Annotated in this window: 15 protein-coding genes; 9 read left to right on the top strand and 6 right to left on the bottom strand. The window is 42.5% G+C overall.

Translation table 11 applies throughout. The annotated features are described in order from the left end of the window. Positions 1-128: 128 nt before the first annotated feature. The 3 genes from ACYVRS_RS10285 (at position 129) to ACYVRS_RS10275 (ending at position 3,244) form a co-directional block, all read left to right on the top strand. A complete protein-coding gene (locus tag ACYVRS_RS10285; protein ID WP_054115942.1) occupies positions 129-263 on the top strand; it encodes a hypothetical protein in 135 nt (44 codons plus the stop codon). A 39-nt stretch (positions 264-302) separates the two neighbouring features. After that, the gene (locus ACYVRS_RS10280) at positions 303-1,997 is read left to right on the top strand and encodes an oleate hydratase (protein ID WP_312497674.1); all 1,695 of its coding nucleotides are present in this window, start codon (positions 303-305) and stop codon (positions 1,995-1,997) included. A gap of 395 nt (positions 1,998-2,392) precedes the next feature. Further along, on the top strand, positions 2,393-3,244 hold the full coding sequence (locus ACYVRS_RS10275; protein WP_312542215.1) for a helix-turn-helix domain-containing protein: 852 nt from the start codon (positions 2,393-2,395) through the stop codon (positions 3,242-3,244). Between the two features lie 66 nt (positions 3,245-3,310). Here ACYVRS_RS10275 and ACYVRS_RS10270 read toward each other — a convergent pair whose 3' ends face one another. Further along, complete coding sequence (locus tag ACYVRS_RS10270) at positions 3,311-5,671, bottom strand: HAD-IC family P-type ATPase (RefSeq protein WP_461203306.1); 2,361 nt, start codon at positions 5,669-5,671, stop codon at positions 3,311-3,313. Positions 5,672-5,979: 308 nt separating this feature from the next. Here ACYVRS_RS10270 and ACYVRS_RS10265 point away from each other — a divergent pair, with 308 nt between their 5' ends. Beyond that, entirely contained in the window at positions 5,980-6,297 is a 318-nt protein-coding gene (locus tag ACYVRS_RS10265; protein WP_461203305.1) for a nucleotide pyrophosphohydrolase, read from the top strand. 139 nt (positions 6,298-6,436) lie between these two features. Here ACYVRS_RS10265 and ACYVRS_RS10260 read toward each other — a convergent pair whose 3' ends face one another. Next, positions 6,437-6,757: a DMT family transporter gene (locus ACYVRS_RS10260; protein WP_054115948.1), complete on the bottom strand. Its 321-nt coding sequence runs from the start codon at positions 6,755-6,757 to the stop codon at positions 6,437-6,439. 232 nt (positions 6,758-6,989) lie between these two features. On the opposite strand from ACYVRS_RS10260, the gene ACYVRS_RS10255 reads away from it, so the two are divergent. After that, positions 6,990-7,643, top strand: a complete 654-nt coding sequence (locus tag ACYVRS_RS10255; protein ID WP_461203304.1) for a DUF4767 domain-containing protein — start codon at positions 6,990-6,992, stop codon at positions 7,641-7,643. 91 nt (positions 7,644-7,734) lie between these two features. On the opposite strand, the gene ACYVRS_RS10250 is transcribed toward ACYVRS_RS10255, so the two are convergent. Continuing rightward, on the bottom strand, positions 7,735-8,400 hold the full coding sequence (locus tag ACYVRS_RS10250; RefSeq protein WP_461203303.1) for a LysR family transcriptional regulator substrate-binding protein: 666 nt from the start codon (positions 8,398-8,400) through the stop codon (positions 7,735-7,737). Positions 8,401-8,710: 310 nt separating this feature from the next. Between ACYVRS_RS10250 and ACYVRS_RS10245 the strand changes: the two genes are divergently transcribed. Together ACYVRS_RS10245 and ACYVRS_RS10240 are read left to right on the top strand one after the other, a co-directional pair. Continuing rightward, positions 8,711-9,547: a phosphosulfolactate synthase gene (locus tag ACYVRS_RS10245; RefSeq protein ID WP_461198854.1), complete on the top strand. Its 837-nt coding sequence runs from the start codon at positions 8,711-8,713 to the stop codon at positions 9,545-9,547. A 48-nt stretch (positions 9,548-9,595) separates the two neighbouring features. After that, the gene (locus ACYVRS_RS10240; RefSeq protein ID WP_461203302.1) at positions 9,596-10,978 is read left to right on the top strand and encodes an MmgE/PrpD family protein; all 1,383 of its coding nucleotides are present in this window, start codon (positions 9,596-9,598) and stop codon (positions 10,976-10,978) included. 88 nt (positions 10,979-11,066) lie between these two features. Here the strand turns inward: ACYVRS_RS10240 and ACYVRS_RS10235 are convergent, their stop codons facing one another. The 3 genes from ACYVRS_RS10235 to ACYVRS_RS10225 form a co-directional block, all read right to left on the bottom strand. After that, positions 11,067-11,861 (bottom strand): AAA family ATPase, encoded by a 795-nt coding sequence (locus tag ACYVRS_RS10235; RefSeq protein ID WP_461203301.1) that lies wholly within the window; start codon positions 11,859-11,861, stop codon positions 11,067-11,069. A gap of 346 nt (positions 11,862-12,207) precedes the next feature. Further along, a complete protein-coding gene (locus ACYVRS_RS10230; protein ID WP_461203300.1) occupies positions 12,208-13,233 on the bottom strand; it encodes a tetratricopeptide repeat protein in 1,026 nt (341 codons plus the stop codon). Positions 13,234-13,399: 166 nt separating this feature from the next. Next, positions 13,400-13,999, bottom strand: a complete 600-nt coding sequence (locus ACYVRS_RS10225; RefSeq protein WP_461203299.1) for a recombinase family protein — start codon at positions 13,997-13,999, stop codon at positions 13,400-13,402. 380 nt (positions 14,000-14,379) lie between these two features. On the opposite strand from ACYVRS_RS10225, the gene ACYVRS_RS10220 reads away from it, so the two are divergent. Together ACYVRS_RS10220 and ACYVRS_RS10215 are read left to right on the top strand one after the other, a co-directional pair. Next, positions 14,380-14,868, top strand: coding sequence for a hypothetical protein (locus ACYVRS_RS10220; protein WP_461203298.1), 489 nt, complete (start codon positions 14,380-14,382; stop codon positions 14,866-14,868). Between the two features lie 73 nt (positions 14,869-14,941). Beyond that, complete coding sequence (locus ACYVRS_RS10215) at positions 14,942-15,427, top strand: hypothetical protein (RefSeq protein WP_461203297.1); 486 nt, start codon at positions 14,942-14,944, stop codon at positions 15,425-15,427. Positions 15,428-15,456: the final 29 nt, after the last annotated feature.

Below are 15,456 nucleotides of genomic sequence, written 5' to 3'. Positions count from 1 at the left end.
CAAATCACCCAATATGTCTAATAACCATAAAATCACATAGGCTATCATTTGAACTTTTTCCTCCTAAGGACTACGATGAACCCGTAAGTTGAATAAGACATAGAATAATCACGAAGGAGCGAAATCACATGAAGAAAAAAATGATCTTATTAAGTATCGGTTTAGGCATCGCTGCAGCTGGTGCAGGATATCTAGCGAAGAAGACAGGTTTCTTTGAAGATGATGCTTGGTTATACGATGAATATGATTCAACATTGAATTAACTGGAAGTTGAGCAAGATGTATAAATAGGAGGAAGCGCAATGCAAAAGAAAAAAGCAATCATGATCGGTGCAGGATTATCCAATATGGCAGCCGCAGTTTACCTGATTCAAGAAGGCAAATGGCAAGGCGACCAAATCACGTTTTACTCTCTCGACGATCATGGATCAAATGATGGGGCACCTACTAGGGATGTCACAGATGAATACTGGAACAAGAATCATCCTATGGAGAATCAAAAAGGGTATGTGGCCCGAGGCGGCCGCATGTTAAACTATCGAACCTACGTGGACTTGATGGATCTGTTGGATCGGATTCCTTCTGCGACGGAACCAAACATGACCGCTGCAGAAGATACCCGCGATTTTGATGCGAAACATCGGACATTTGATAAAGCCAGACTATTGGAAGGCGGCAAGGGGATCATTGATGGCGGTCACTTAGGCTTGAACAATAAAAGCCGTATGTTGCTGACACAAATGATCATGATGCCTGACAGTGAAGAAGAAAAATTAGACAATGTCACCATTGCCGAATACTTCAAAGAAGATCCAGCCTTTTTTGAATCCAATTTTTGGTACATGTGGGAAACAACGTTTGCCTTTCGGACCCGGAGTTCCGCGCAAGAATTACGGCGCTATATGCACCAAATGATTTACGAATTTACACAAATCGAGCATTTAGTGGGGGTCAATCGGACACGCTACAATCAATATGAAAGCATCATGCTGCCTTTGATCAATTACTTGAAAGAACAAGGGTGCCACATCGTCCTCGATCGGTTAGTCACAGATTGGTCGTTCAAAGACACCACGATGCAAGATGAAATCACTGTGACTGGGTTGCACATGTTGAATGTGACGACCAATCAAGAAGAGTATGTTGCAGTTGATGATGATACAGCTGTTATCTTTACCAATGGGTCAATCACTGATTCAGCGACATTAGGTGATTTTGATACACCCGCTGCAGAAAATATGGATTACGGTGCAGCCTCTAGTCTTTGGAAGAAAGCGGCTGAGCAGTTTTATAATCTGGGTACCCCGGATAAATTTTTCGCAGATCGTGATGCGAGCGAGTGGGTCAGCTTTACTTTGACGACCAAAGACCATCTATTGCTGAATGAAATCACACGTATCACTACACAAGAACCAGGGAATGCCTTGAATTCATTTATTTCCACAACGCCAATTTCGCCTTTGCACCAAAAAGATGTCAATATGTCGATCGTGGTTCATCACCAACCGCACTTCACCAGTCAAAAACCGAATGAAACCGTCATTTGGGGGTACTTCTTATATCCGCGTCGGGTAGGGGAATTCGTGACTAAACCGTATATCGAAATGACTGGGAAAGAAATGGTGCAAGAATTGATTGGCCAGTTGTCTAAAGTCGATCCCGGACCGGGCAATATTCGAGACAAAGAAGCATTGATCATGGATAGTGTCATCAACAATATTCCTGTGTATATGCCGTATGCCTCTGCATTGTTCAACAATCGTGCCAAAAGCGATCGGCCAAAAGTGATTCCAGCTCATTCCACCAATCTGGCTTTCACAGGGGAATTTGTGGAACAACCCTATCAAATGATTTTCACAGAACAAAGTGCTGTCCGTTCTGGGGAAATTGCGGCATTCCACTTTGCCGGCATTCCAATGTCACGGTTGGTCCCTACGCCACGCTATGACAAAGATTTGAAAACGTTGGCTCGTGCGGCGAAGAAGATGTTTGCGTAAGACCTGCAGACTGAAAAATGAATACATGTGCCTACACAAAAAAGCTGCTTCCTTGATCCTGTAATCAAAGGTTGCGGCTTTTTTGGTATAGATGATAGTTGTAAACAATAAACCAAGATTGCGAGAAGTTTTTCTAAACGATTCAAAACAATTTATAACAGTAAATTATTTGGATATACGACTTAGAAATGGTTAATAAGTGATTGTTTTACCAAATGAAACAGCCTAAGACCCCTCTTAAACTATCCATTTATAGGAACAAATTTCCCAATGAAATAACAGTTATCATTTATACTCCCACACAAACTGTATTGTTTATATACCAAGGATACGTAAGTTAAGGTATACTTGGTTCGAAATGTGATGAAATGTACCTTAAATGAAGGAGAAGCAGGATGGAAAGTAATGAAGTGGTGAAAGCGTTGCGGGAAGAGCGCGGGTTTACGATTGCCAAGCTGGCAGAGGGGATCATGAGTCGAGAAGCGTTGAACAAATTTGAACTCAGAGGGACATCAATGTCTTCAGAAAAACTGACGCAAATTTTGTCAAAACTCAATGTGACGTATGAAGAATACCTTAGTCGTCTAGATATGCCAAGTATGGATAGCAAAAAAGCGTATGATCGATTGTTTCGTCAAGCTTTAATGCATCCAACTGATGAGAAGTACCAAGCGTTGCAGCAACAATTAGCAGCGCAATATGCAGAAACAGCAGATGTTTTTTTTCAGATCAAAAAAGAACAATTTGCGATTGAATACAATTATATGAAGCATCAAACAATAGAGGGCAGTCAATCAGGGATTGCGTACATCCAAACCTATTTAAATAGTATCGACACGTGGGGGAAATTTGAAATATCGATTTTTGGCAGTTGCATGTTCGCTTTTACGAATGATTATATTTATGGTATTTTGAATCGGTTGAATCGTCGAATCCATTCATTGATCAAAGAGTCGGCTATCCATAGTGAGTTCTCTCATATTCTATTGAATGCGTTGATTTTGCTGGTAGCGATCAGAAAAGATTATACTTACGGGCCTAAGCTGTTGGCTCAATTGCTTGAATATACCAATGATACAACCTATATGTATGAAAAAATTTGCGGCAATATTTTCCAACAAGTTATCGACAAGAAAGCCCAATTTACGATTCGTGATGTTGAAAAGGAATTATCGATTTTGCACTATCTAGGCTATGATGAAGTGGCAGCAGGTATCGAAAGTGTACTGGTGGTACACAACAGCTAGTTGTACGTAAAAATAGTCCGATCCCCCTCAAACATGAGGGCGTATCGGACTATTTTTCATTGGGGCTTATACTTTGGATATCTTCGGCAGCGCACGTTTTTTCTTGTATTGACGCATCAACTGTTTCATCCATCGTTCAACAAATCGCTGCATGTACGTGGCATAGTTCAATAAAGCAATCAGCAAGATGAGATTCATGTAGGTTGTGTTGCCTAAATTAAAGAGGTTTTGCCCGATGATCAAAGCAACAAAATAGAAAAATTGGGTACAAAAGAATATCGTTGTTCGATATTTATTGATAGGTGGGTAGACTTTTCTTTGCAACAACCGATAATTCCAAGCCGTAAAAATAATACTCATGATCGAAAGGGCTTGCGTGCTGCTATTGAACCAATACCCGACATTGATGATCAGCAAGGTGCCGATCGAGATGGTCATCGCTGCCGGAAAAGCCTGTTGGAAAATCGTTGTCATAAAGTCTCCCTTGATCCGCTTGAAATCTGGCTCGAAGTTCAAGAAGAAAGTCGGGATGCCGACAAAGCAGGCATTGATCATCGTTAATTGAATCGGTTCAAATGGATAGGTAGTCCCTGAAAGCAAGGTACCAATGGTAATGATGATCGAGAACAATACTTGCACCAAGACCAATGAACCTGAGCGGGTAATATTGTTGATGACGCGGCGCCCTTCATCCATTACGGATGGCAATGCCGCAAATTGGTTTTCTAATAGCACCAAATTCGCTACTTGTCGAGCGGCGTCAACACCTGACGCCATCGCGATCGAGCAATCCGCTGCTTTCAATGCCAGAACATCGTTGACACCATCGCCAGTCATCGCCACTGTATGACCAAGTTCTTTGAGATAAAGCACCATTTCTTTCTTTTGCTGCGGGGTAACACGACCGAAAATTTGATACCTGCCAACAGCTTCCTTTAATTCGACAGCGGTTAAAGTAGATACATCAATGTAGTTTGCAGCTCCGGGCAAATTGACCTTCTTAGCGATTTGGCTGACAGTAACTGGGTCATCTCCAGAGATGACTTTGCATTGAATACCTTGAGAACGGAAGTATTCCAAGGTAGCTTCAGCGTCTGAGCGAATCGTATCTGATAAGAGAAAAAAGCCCAGCGCTTCTATGTCTGTCAAGGACTGATCGATCTCGTAGGCGTGAGGACTATGGGCCAGGAGTATCACGCGATAGCCTTCTTCGGCAAATTGTTTTTCATTTTGCAAAAGCTGTTTGTCCGTTTGCGAGAGTAAAATCGAGGGCGCACCTATAAAGTAAGTGCCTTGTTCTGCAAATGTCACACAACTATATTTGCGGTCGGAAGAAAAGGGCGTCACTTGTTGCATCGAAAAAGTTGAAACGGAGTCATAATGCGCCCGCAACGCAAGCGCAGTCGGGTTTTGGTCAGGTAGCTGTGCCAATAGATTTTGTGTGATCAGCGGGATATCTGCTGAATCCGTCAGCGGGATCACTTTTTCGACGGTCATTTTTCCTTCGGTGATCGTGCCTGTTTTGTCTAAACAGAGCACATCGACCCGTGCCAACGCGTCAATACAGTTCAATTCTTGGACCAATACTTTGCGTCGTGCGAGATAGACAGCACTGATGGTTAATGTCACACTAGTCAATAAGAATAAGCCTTCAGGAAACATGCCTACAGCTGCAGCTACAGTTCGTAAAATCGCAGTATCGAAGGGGGCGTGAGAAAAGAAGTATTGTTTCGCGAACAACAGGCTGCATAGTGGAACCAAGATCAAACTGATCCAGCGAATGATTCTATTCAAACTCCCTTGGATCAAGTAAGTCTGGCGCTTGCTGGCTTTTGCTTCTTTATTGATTTTTTCGATATAGTTGTCTGCACCAACATGGATCACTTGGCAGACAGCTTCACCTGAAGTGACAAAGCTCCCTGAAAATAAGGCATCACCTGCTTGTTTATAAATACTATCTACTTCGCCAGTCAACAAGGACTCGTTGACTTCTAGCGTCCCAGAGATGACCTGCGCATCTGTAGGGACTTGATCCCCATTTTTCAGTAGGATTTGGTCATCAAGGACGAGTGTTTCGATCGGCAGCTGCGTTAGGGTGCCGTCACGATACACATCGACCTTAGCGACTTTCAACAGAGCCATCTTATCCAAAGTTCGCTTCGAACGGATTTCTTGGAACAGGTTGATGATGACGTTGCTGAATACCACGAAGACGAACAGCCCATTCTGATACGCACCTGTGAGGCAAACGAGTAAGAAAAGCACTGTGTTGATCAAATTAAAGAAAGTAAAAATATTGCTGCAGATGATTTTAGGATAAGAATTGGCATGGTCTTTTTTTGTTTTGTTGACAGCACCGCGTTGCACACGGTGTTTGACTTCAGATGCGGTCAATCCTTTTACGGTTTTGATGTCGATGCTTCTCATCCTTTCTGTTTACTGAATAATATATGATATAGTGTACAAATATATCTAGCGTCTGTAATCCGTCTTGAGTCCCGGATAGGGCATGATTCATGTTGGGGTGAATCAAATGCGTTGTGTAAAATATAGCATATCCTGGCAAGAATAAGTCGTTTCATTTTTGTCACTTGGTCGTTAGGTCGTGTAAGGTCAGGCACCTTTGTTTGTGTTCGGATCAGTAGGATACACTTGAGGACTTTTTATAAAAAATGGGGTATTGTGTGAGAGACAACTAGAGATAGTTCACCGATAATGTAGGAGCGTGAGAAGGAATGGAAAACAAAAATAGGTCAATGGACAGCATCAATCAATTTCGAGATGAACGCAACTGGCGACAGTTCCATAACGAAAAAGACTTAGCCTTGTCGATCTCCATCGAAGCAGCAGAATTGCTGGAGATTTTTCAATGGAAAACGTCAGAGGAAGCGTTGAAAGACTTTGAACACTTGAAAGAAGAAATCGCAGATGTGCTGATCTATAGCTATATGCTGGCTGATAATTTGAATTTGGATATCGATGAGATCATCCAAGAGAAGCTGATCAAAAACAACCTGAAATACCCTGTAGATCAAAGCCGTGGGCTGAAATAGCAGAAAAAAAGGGCGAATCTTCGCCCTTTTTTGATTAAGCATATGAAGTGAACTGCAAAAAAGCCTGAACAGACCTTTAGGTGAATCCCAATACATCCACGAGGTGTTTATAGCTAGCTCATGCCATACCGGATATCAATCAATGACCGCTCGTAAATTTGATGCCCAAGATACCGACAATGAGTAGGACCACGAAAAACCAAGTCAACAGCGACAACTGATCCTTAAACAAGATAACCCCGACGATGATCGAGCCCACTGCACCAATGCCTGTCCATACAGGATAAGCGATACTCAAAGGCAATTGCTTGACAGCCAAAGCTAAGAATCCAAAACTAAAGACCATGCCAATCACTGTGAGGACACTATACCAAAGCTGACTAAATCCATTACTCAATTTCATCGTACTTGCCCAAACAACTTCAAATAACCCACCTAATAATAAATATATCCATGTCATCTGACATTCCTCCTTACACATAAAAAAAAGCATCTAGCCAACTCTACTAAGACCTAAAGAGTTGTCTACATACTGGGATCACCCGGTGGTGATTTTTTTATAATGAGGCTATTATTGCACGTTTAGAACAGAAGGTCAATAGAAAGCATCATTGGTATCGTTGTTATCATTTGTTCAATCGCATATAGTGTCGTACACTATTGATATAGTAAATAAAAACGAGGTGAGTAGAATGAAAAAAATGACAACTACGTGGCTGCTAGCCTCTCTTTTCGTGTTAGCTGCCTGTGGTGATACGGCAACAAGTTCCCCTAGCGACAGCAGTCAGACAAGTAGCGCATCGTCCCTTTCATCGACTACCGCGAGTCAATCATCTACCGAAACGAGCACCGTGACCAGTACAACAGATGCCACGAGTACGACGCAAACCTCAGGGGCAGAAACAAACCCGCAAGCTACACTGTGGAATGAAACGAAGGCAGCGCAATTGCGCAGTTTTATGGAGGACTGGGGGGCAGAGATGGAGCAGACGTATCAAGCATACAGTCCTGGGAACAACGTTGATTTATACGGATTGGCTTTGCCAGATGGTGTCCTCAGCGGGTCAGACAAATGGCAAGCGGTGATTGATGATACACCGATCGACATTGCCTGGTCTGATACAGGAGAATCAAGTGAGGCATACAACCTAGTGGCGGTCTATTCTGACGCAGAAACACAAGATTATTTAGACAAACATGTCTATTTCTTTACGATACACAATGGCAGTCCGCTTGTGTTGGTCACTAGTCAAAACCAAGGAAACGAAAATGATTATTTGTATTTCACGGAAACAGAGAATGCGAAGTTGAAAGAAGGCTTCAAGCAGATTATCCAAGCGTCCTAACCAGAGATAGGTCAAAAGCATGAGAGGCAGCAAGCAAGAAAATATCCTTCGACACATAGACCACAACCAACTCGCTTAAGTTGGTTGTGGTCTATTCATGCTGGCTCAAAGGCTGATTTAGTGCTTCAATTGACGCATTAGGCAATTTGCAACGTTCTTTTGCAGCTAGTTCTCGAATAAATGCCTGCATATCAGTGATAAAGTTGCGTATTTTTTGATTGCGGGCTTCTCCTTGTCCAAATTGATAAATGACATATAAACGGCGGTAGACCGCACTTTTTGTGGGCAATGTTCGGATATGGGCATTTTTTTCAGCAATATCTTGATAGACGCATAGAGGAACGATTGCCCAGGTATGGGGTGCTGTCAAATAGTCCATCAGCAATTCGGGGGAATCTAACGTCATTCTTGCGGGAATCGTTGTATCCCAATGGCGATGGTACCACTCTTTATAAGCGGGTCCCCAACCAATATAGATTTGGTCCCCTCGGTTCAATTCCGCCATGTCTTCATATTGTGCGAAACGATTATCATAAACGATCAGTAACGGCTCGTCCAGTAAAGGCACTGTGGTGACTTGTTTTGATTGATAGGGCCGAGAAACAATCCCGATATCTAGATGAAAGGCATTGATCATCGTGTAAATCGTTCGATTCCAATGGGCGCTCACATGCAAGTGATAGGTCGCATCTAAATATTGTCGATAAAAATCTCTGAATAAATACGTATTGACGCTTTGCGGTGCACCAATCTTCACTTGCGGCAGGTCTCCTTTTGATCGGATTTACCGATAGGTCTACCGTAAATCTGTATTTATCTCCGTATGCAACCATGCTAGTATGAATCCAATGAAACGGTCATCTATGTTTTGTAAAAAACATACACGCAACTATTACCTATAGTATGACGATTTTGCTGCGCTGTAAAGAGGTGGACTCTCCAAGATAGGCGTTGTATAGAAAAAACGGAAAAGCCGGTTTACCTAAAAACAGGAACAAATCGATGTTGACGCAACCGATAGGACACAGCAGCGGTTTGAAAAGCGAAGAGAAGGGGAACGAAAGACTATGACCAATAAACAAGCATTTTCGAAAATCAGACACAACAGCAGGCCGCAAAAGCCCAGACAATATGGTGTGACCGAGATACGCGGTCCTTATTACAACGTCATGGGGGAGCGTTACTTGAGAGATATTATGGAGACAATGGGCGAACATGTAGATATCATCAAGTTTGCTGGCGGCTCTTTTTCATTGATGCCAGAAGACCAATTGATACAATTTATCAATATCTGTCATGAATATGGCGTGAAAGTCGATACCGGCGGCTGGATGGAATATGTATTGACCCAAGGCATCGATGCAGTGGATCATTACATTGATGAGTGTAAGCGCGTTGGGTTTGATATCATTGAGATCTCTACCGGTTTTCTGACGATGCCGAGCGATGACATTGTCCGCTTGACCCAACGTGTTCAAAAAGCTGGTTTGCTTGCTAAACCTGAGATTGGGATTCAATTTGGCTCTGGCGGTACCAACACAGCGGCTCAAAATGAAGCAGCGGGATTGACCGATATTGACAAAGCAATCGAAACCGGAAAGAAATGTTTGGCAGCAGGCGCTTATATGCTGATGATCGAATCAGAAGGCATCACAGAAAGTGTGACGAACTGGCGAACAGATGTGGTTTCTAAATTTGCCAAGGAGTTAGGGACAGAAAAAGTGATGTTTGAAGCAGCAGATCCGAATGTATTTGCTTGGTACATCAAAAACTACGGGCCTGAAATCAATCTCTTCGTTGACCACAGTCAAATTGTCCAACTTGAAGGATTGCGCAGAGGGATTTGGGGGAACAATGAATTATTTGGCCGCGTGCTGACCCTTGATGATGGCAAGAATGACTAATGGGCGCCTGAGGATAACCAAAATCGTTGCAGACTGGAGGCAGATACAATGACAGAAACACAACAAACAATGGTTGAAGCACTTGCCCATTGGGTAGAAAAAGCCGCGTGGTCAGATCTATCACAAGAAGCGATCACTGCATTGAAAGGGCGCTTATTAGATAGTATCGGGGTGGCGATTGGGGCATTAGAGGGGCAACCTATCCAAGCGATTCGTCAGATGACAGAAGACCTAGGTGGTCAGCCGGCAGTGACTCTGATTGGCGGCGGGAAGACTTCACCAGTCAATGCCACGTTCTTCAATGGTGCAGCCATTCGTTATCTTGATTTTAATGATTCATTTTTAGCCAAAGAAGAAACGTGTCATCCCTCGGACAACATCGCACCGGTATTGGCTGCTGCGGAATACAACCAAATCAGCGGCAAACAATTTTTGGTGGCACTGGCCATTGCCTATCAAGTGCAGACCAGGCTATCTGAAGCGGCACCTGTTAGAAAACATGGATTTGATCATACAGTCCAAGGGGCGTATGGCGCTGCAGCAGGTACAGCGCGTGCTTTAGGCTTAGATGGGCAGGGTATTGCACAGGCAATCGCTATTGCGGGTACCACGCAGAATGCCTTGCGGGTAACCAGAACGGGCCAATTGTCGCATTGGAAAGGCTTGGCCTATCCCAACACGGCGATGGGGGCGATGCATGCAGCGATACTCGCAAAATATGGTATTACTGGTCCTCGCGAAGTCTTCGAAGGGAATAAAGGCTTCATGGAGAGTATCGCAGGCCCCTTTGCGATTGAATGGGCACAAGAAAACTATGAAGGCGTCACCCGGACGAGCATCAAAAAATATAATGCAGAAATCCATTCTCAATCAGCAATTGAGGGGATTTTAGCACTAAAACAACAAGCAAACATCGCGCCATCAGCAATCAAGCAGATTCGCTTAGATACCTTCGATGTGGCGTATAACATTATCGGCGGTGGCGAAGAAGGAGAAAAGAAAACCATCAAGACCAAAGAAGAAGCCGACCACTCGCTGCCTTATATGCTGGCGGCAGCTTTTCTGGACGGACAAGTGATGCCAGAGCAATATCAACTACAAAGGATCAATCGGCAAGATATACAATCGTTGCTGCAAAAAGTAGACGTCAACTGCTCAGAAGACTACAGCGCACGTTTTCCCAAAGAAATGGTGTGCAAAGTGACCATCGAAACCAACGATGGTCAAATCTTTTCAGTAGAAAAACACGACTATCCAGGATTCACGACTAGTCCTGCCAGCTGGGATCAGTTGCTGCAAAAGTATCAAAATCTGACCAAACACATCGATGGCACGTTAGCGGCACAAATCGCGGAGACCATCCAGCAGATCGATCAAAAAAAGATAACAGATCTGACAGATTTGTTGGCACAGATCAACGTACACCATTAAGCCAAAAGCATCTTTCATTCATTTAAAGAAATTGTTGGTGAGAAGAGCAGGAAACGAATGTTTCCGCTCTTTTTTTGCATGGATCGCGTCACTGATTCTCCAACATGTAATACATGAATCGTTGTGGATCTGACATGAAATGCTTCATAAATGAGACATTTTCAATCTCATCGTAGTCGATTGGGGCGATGTGTGTATCGCTGATTTCGTAAATGACCGCCTCTGGATGGGCAGTCAGAATCGGAGAATGAGAAGCGATGATAAACTGTGCCCCTTGTTTGATTTGATCATTGATCATTTGCAGCAAAGCCAATTGATTTTGGGGACTTAAAGGTGTCTCAGGCTCGTCCAATAAGTACAAACTGTTTGGGGCTAACCGACTTTTGAAGAGTGCCAGAAAGGATTGACCGTGTGACAAGGTATGCAGCGCTTTGGGGTATGTGCGTTTTAATGCAGCCAAAGAGTTCTCATACGGTTGCCGCTGGAAAGATAATTTGGGTACCCCTTGCTGATCCAACAACGCAAGCTCCTCTTGCAACTCATGGCGCAAACGCTCATTTTCGCGAACAAAGCTGATAAAATCATCCGCACGAAAGAAAAAGCCGCTTTTGGATTTCACATCCCATTCCGTTTTTAAGCGATTGGCAAAGGCCAGCAGTGCAGTGTAACTCGGGTCGTCTTCATAAGATGCATTGGTGAGTTGCGGAATCTGCGTTTGAATGGCCAATGCTTGGATCAAAGTTGATTTGCCAACACCGTTATTGCCAACCAAAAAAGTCAAAGGTTGATGGAAATCCAAGTCCTCAATCGCAGATAGCCAAGGCAAATGAAATGGATATTCTTGCGAAAGACCTGCTGCTGTGTACCGTACTTTTTTTAACATAGATAAACTCCTCATCATTGTTTTTTGTCCTTCGAAAAACCATGGATATGTATGTAATTTTACTTGAAAAGCCAGTCAAATCAAGTGTTTTCACTTGGTTTGACTGGCTTTTGTTCAAGTCGATTTTAAGATAGATAGGGGCCCGCCACAGCGTATGGAAAAAATGATTCGACAAAAAGGGAAGCTGATTTTCAAGACTACGCAGACGAGGCAATACGCAAGGGAGATTTGATTGCTGTGTCAATTTATGGACGGCAAGCGTGAGCGGTTTGAAAAAAATGTGGGGTGCCATCTGACACACAACGACCGATTCGTATGAAATCGATCGTTTTCGTCAGGGGATCGGTCAGTCTTGCTCTTGGTAAAAAGCAGGTGACCAAGTGTCATCTAAATGGGTGGCATAAAAACGCAGTCCCTTCTCGAAATAGCGGATATCAGGATCTTGATTGTCAGGCAGCAAAGTAAGGAACGCTTTCTCTAATGCTTGTTCATAGTGCTGGGTATTGAATAATGTCAGCGCATAAAACAAATGCAATGGCTTGTATTCGGGGAATTGTTCGACCGCTTTTTCTAGAATCGCGAGCGAACGTGCATATTGACCAGTCACGCGATAGGAACTGCCCAATCCCAAATAACAACGACGTAAATCATCCTCACCCAGACCTAGCGCGATGGCCCGTTCATAATGCGGAATCGCATCATTGGTGAACCCAAGATTGTCAAAGCAAATGCCAGTTTGATAGTGAAGGACTGGCTCTTGAGAGTGTACGTGTATCAAATCTTGAAATCCCGTCAACGCTTCTTTCAGTACTGCGGTGTCTTGGGATGCACGTCCGGACTCTCTTAAGGCAATCAGGGAGTCAAGCTTTTCCGAAAATATTGTTGCGGTTGTGTGCTGCGTTGGTTGGGGCTCGGCATCTATCTGCCGTACCATCGAAATGTCTGTTTCGAGATAGCCCATTTTTTTGTATAAATGATAGGCCGATTGGTTGTGGGCGAAGACATGTAAACCAATTTCCCGAATCCCTTGGGTATGGGCCCATTGTTCAGCAACTTTCAGTGCAGCTTTGCCATACCCTTGGCCACGGTAAGCGGAATTGATCTCAAAATCATAGATAAACGCTTTTTGATCTTGCGCATGGATCCAGAGTATACCGATCGGCTGATCGATGCCTTCTTGCATGAGTGAGAAGACGTAATGATCTGGGGTGTTTGGTCCATCTGGCAAAAGTCGTTGGAAACTTTCTGCAGCAAGCGTCTGGGCTTCTGCTGGCGACCAAGTACCAGCTTGGATTTTATCTTGGGCATATGCGTGAGTAGCATATGTCAAGTAGTCTTTATAGTCAGTTATAGACATTTTAGATAGATACATGTGGTACGTCCTTTCCAATTCAACCCTTTTTTTCTAGTGAGGGATGCTTGAGGTGATGGCACAATTATACCCGATACGGGGGGAGTGCGGATGCTTTTATGCGCATTGTTGAAAATATTCCAACGATTCCCTTGATGCGAGATATGTCTAGTGGAAGGGAATAAGATTACGGAAGCGCGTGTTCGATTGTTGTGAAGGATTCTTGCTTTTTCACTTCCTGTAAATAGCGGTAGACTGTTGCTTTCTTTAAGCCGGTTCTTTCGCAAATTACATCAACGGGATACGCTTGTTCATAATACATCGCCACCGCTTGTTGGACCAGTTGCTGATCGACGCGCGGCCGTCCACCGATTTTCCCTCTTGCGCGAGCCGAATCCAGTCCTTCTCTTGTTCGTTCCACAATAATATCTCGTTCAAATTGGCTAAAAGCTTGGAAAACAGTCATCATTAATTTTCCTTGTGGCGTTTGGGTATCGAAGTTTTCTTTGATGCTGATAACCTTAACGCCTTTTTCTTCAAAGAAGGAAACCAAGTCGATCAAGTCCTTCGTACTACGACCAAGTCGAGAAAAGCTTTCAATCAAGACCTGATCTGACGCTTTGACCCGCTTTTTTAATTTGTTTAATTCTGCTCGATTTGTATGGGCACCGCTGATTTTTTCGGTATATATTTTGTGGCAGCCGTAGCCATCCAGCAGGTCTAATTGGCGTGCTAAATCTTGTTGCCGCGTAGATACACGGGCATACCCATAAATTTTTTCTGTCATAATTATTCCTCCAATTCGATAGGCTATGTCTAGTATAGAGGATTTTGGAATGGTTATCAGAAGAAAAGGCCGTAAACAGAACTTGGCATAATAAACGAGACTAAAATTTAAGGGAAAGCGGGGATCTAGATTATGCCAAGACGTTCATTTGATAACGGGTTTAAAGTCGTTGCTGTAAAACTGGTAACTGCAGCCATTTATTTTAAGAAATAAAAAACTTAATATTTTTTGATACACGGGATAATTCGCGGGATGATAGGCTTACGAGTGTTTCCTAAACTCGTGTCATAAATCAAGAGAACTTTGTATGATTCTAGCGCTAAATTAAGTATGACAATGCTTCATATGATAAAGCATATAAATGATTAGGAGGATTCGAGATGAAGAAAATAGCAGTTTTTAGCAGCATTTTAGGAATTGGTATTTTGATCGGAGCTGCAGCATTAGTGCTGCAAAACAAACAGACCAATGAAGAAGCTATTGGAAAAGAAATACCGATTTATGCGATTCATGCTGACTATAATATTGATGTTGAAAATCCAGAAGCGGTAGTCGGTTCAGGAAATTATGTGTTTGTAGGTGAAGTAACTGAATTAACTGGTACAACATATGAAGATGATGTTCCTGTTGAAAGAGGAGATGGCACAACTGAATATGTCGGAGAGGCATATACTCAAGATGATGGATCTCTGCTTGTTTCCGGAGCAAATTCGAATATTCTTTTTGATGAATCAGCTGAAAATTTAACTAACGAGGAAAATCTGGAATCAACAGAAGAATATCAAAAATATTCAGATGCAGTGGATCATCAAATAAATGATCCTTATATAGATGACGTAAAGTCTGAATATGATTTATCAAATCAATAATCAAGTCTATATGATTACACAATATCCAAACCACTTAGACCAAAAGGATTTGTTCGACTGAAAGGAGCTATTCATGGTAAAAACGAATAAGATGTTTTTTGCTTTAGCGATAATCAATATCGCGTTATCATTCTTTTATGCTATTTCTTTTCTGTACTTTAATAATGAATTCATCTCAGTATTTATACTAAATATTGGCATAAACATCGTTCTGGGTTTCTTAATGATTAAGATCATTTTGAGTAAAAAGTTTATTTTTACTTCTTTATTGTTGATAGCATGCGCACTATTTTTGACGGGAAAAGATAACAATAACATTGAACATATAGATGCCTACACGAGTATCATTTCAAAAGTTGAAATGAATAATCAGAAGTATATGATTAAAATAGAAAATTTTGGAGATTTATCCAATGAGCCGATTAGCTTAGAAGTTAGCCAGCATGATTATGAGAAATTGTCTGTGGATAATCAAAAATATTTAATCACATATAGGAACTACAATATCAACGAATTTTCAAATATTTCAAAATTGGTGACTATTCATTGGGACGAATAAGCAAACAAAAGTATTCTATCCGATGTACA

The organism is Enterococcus salsurae (genome assembly GCF_054784955.1).
Note: the sequence above shows the minus strand (reverse complement) of the source record. Positions and strands in the feature narration are given on the sequence as shown.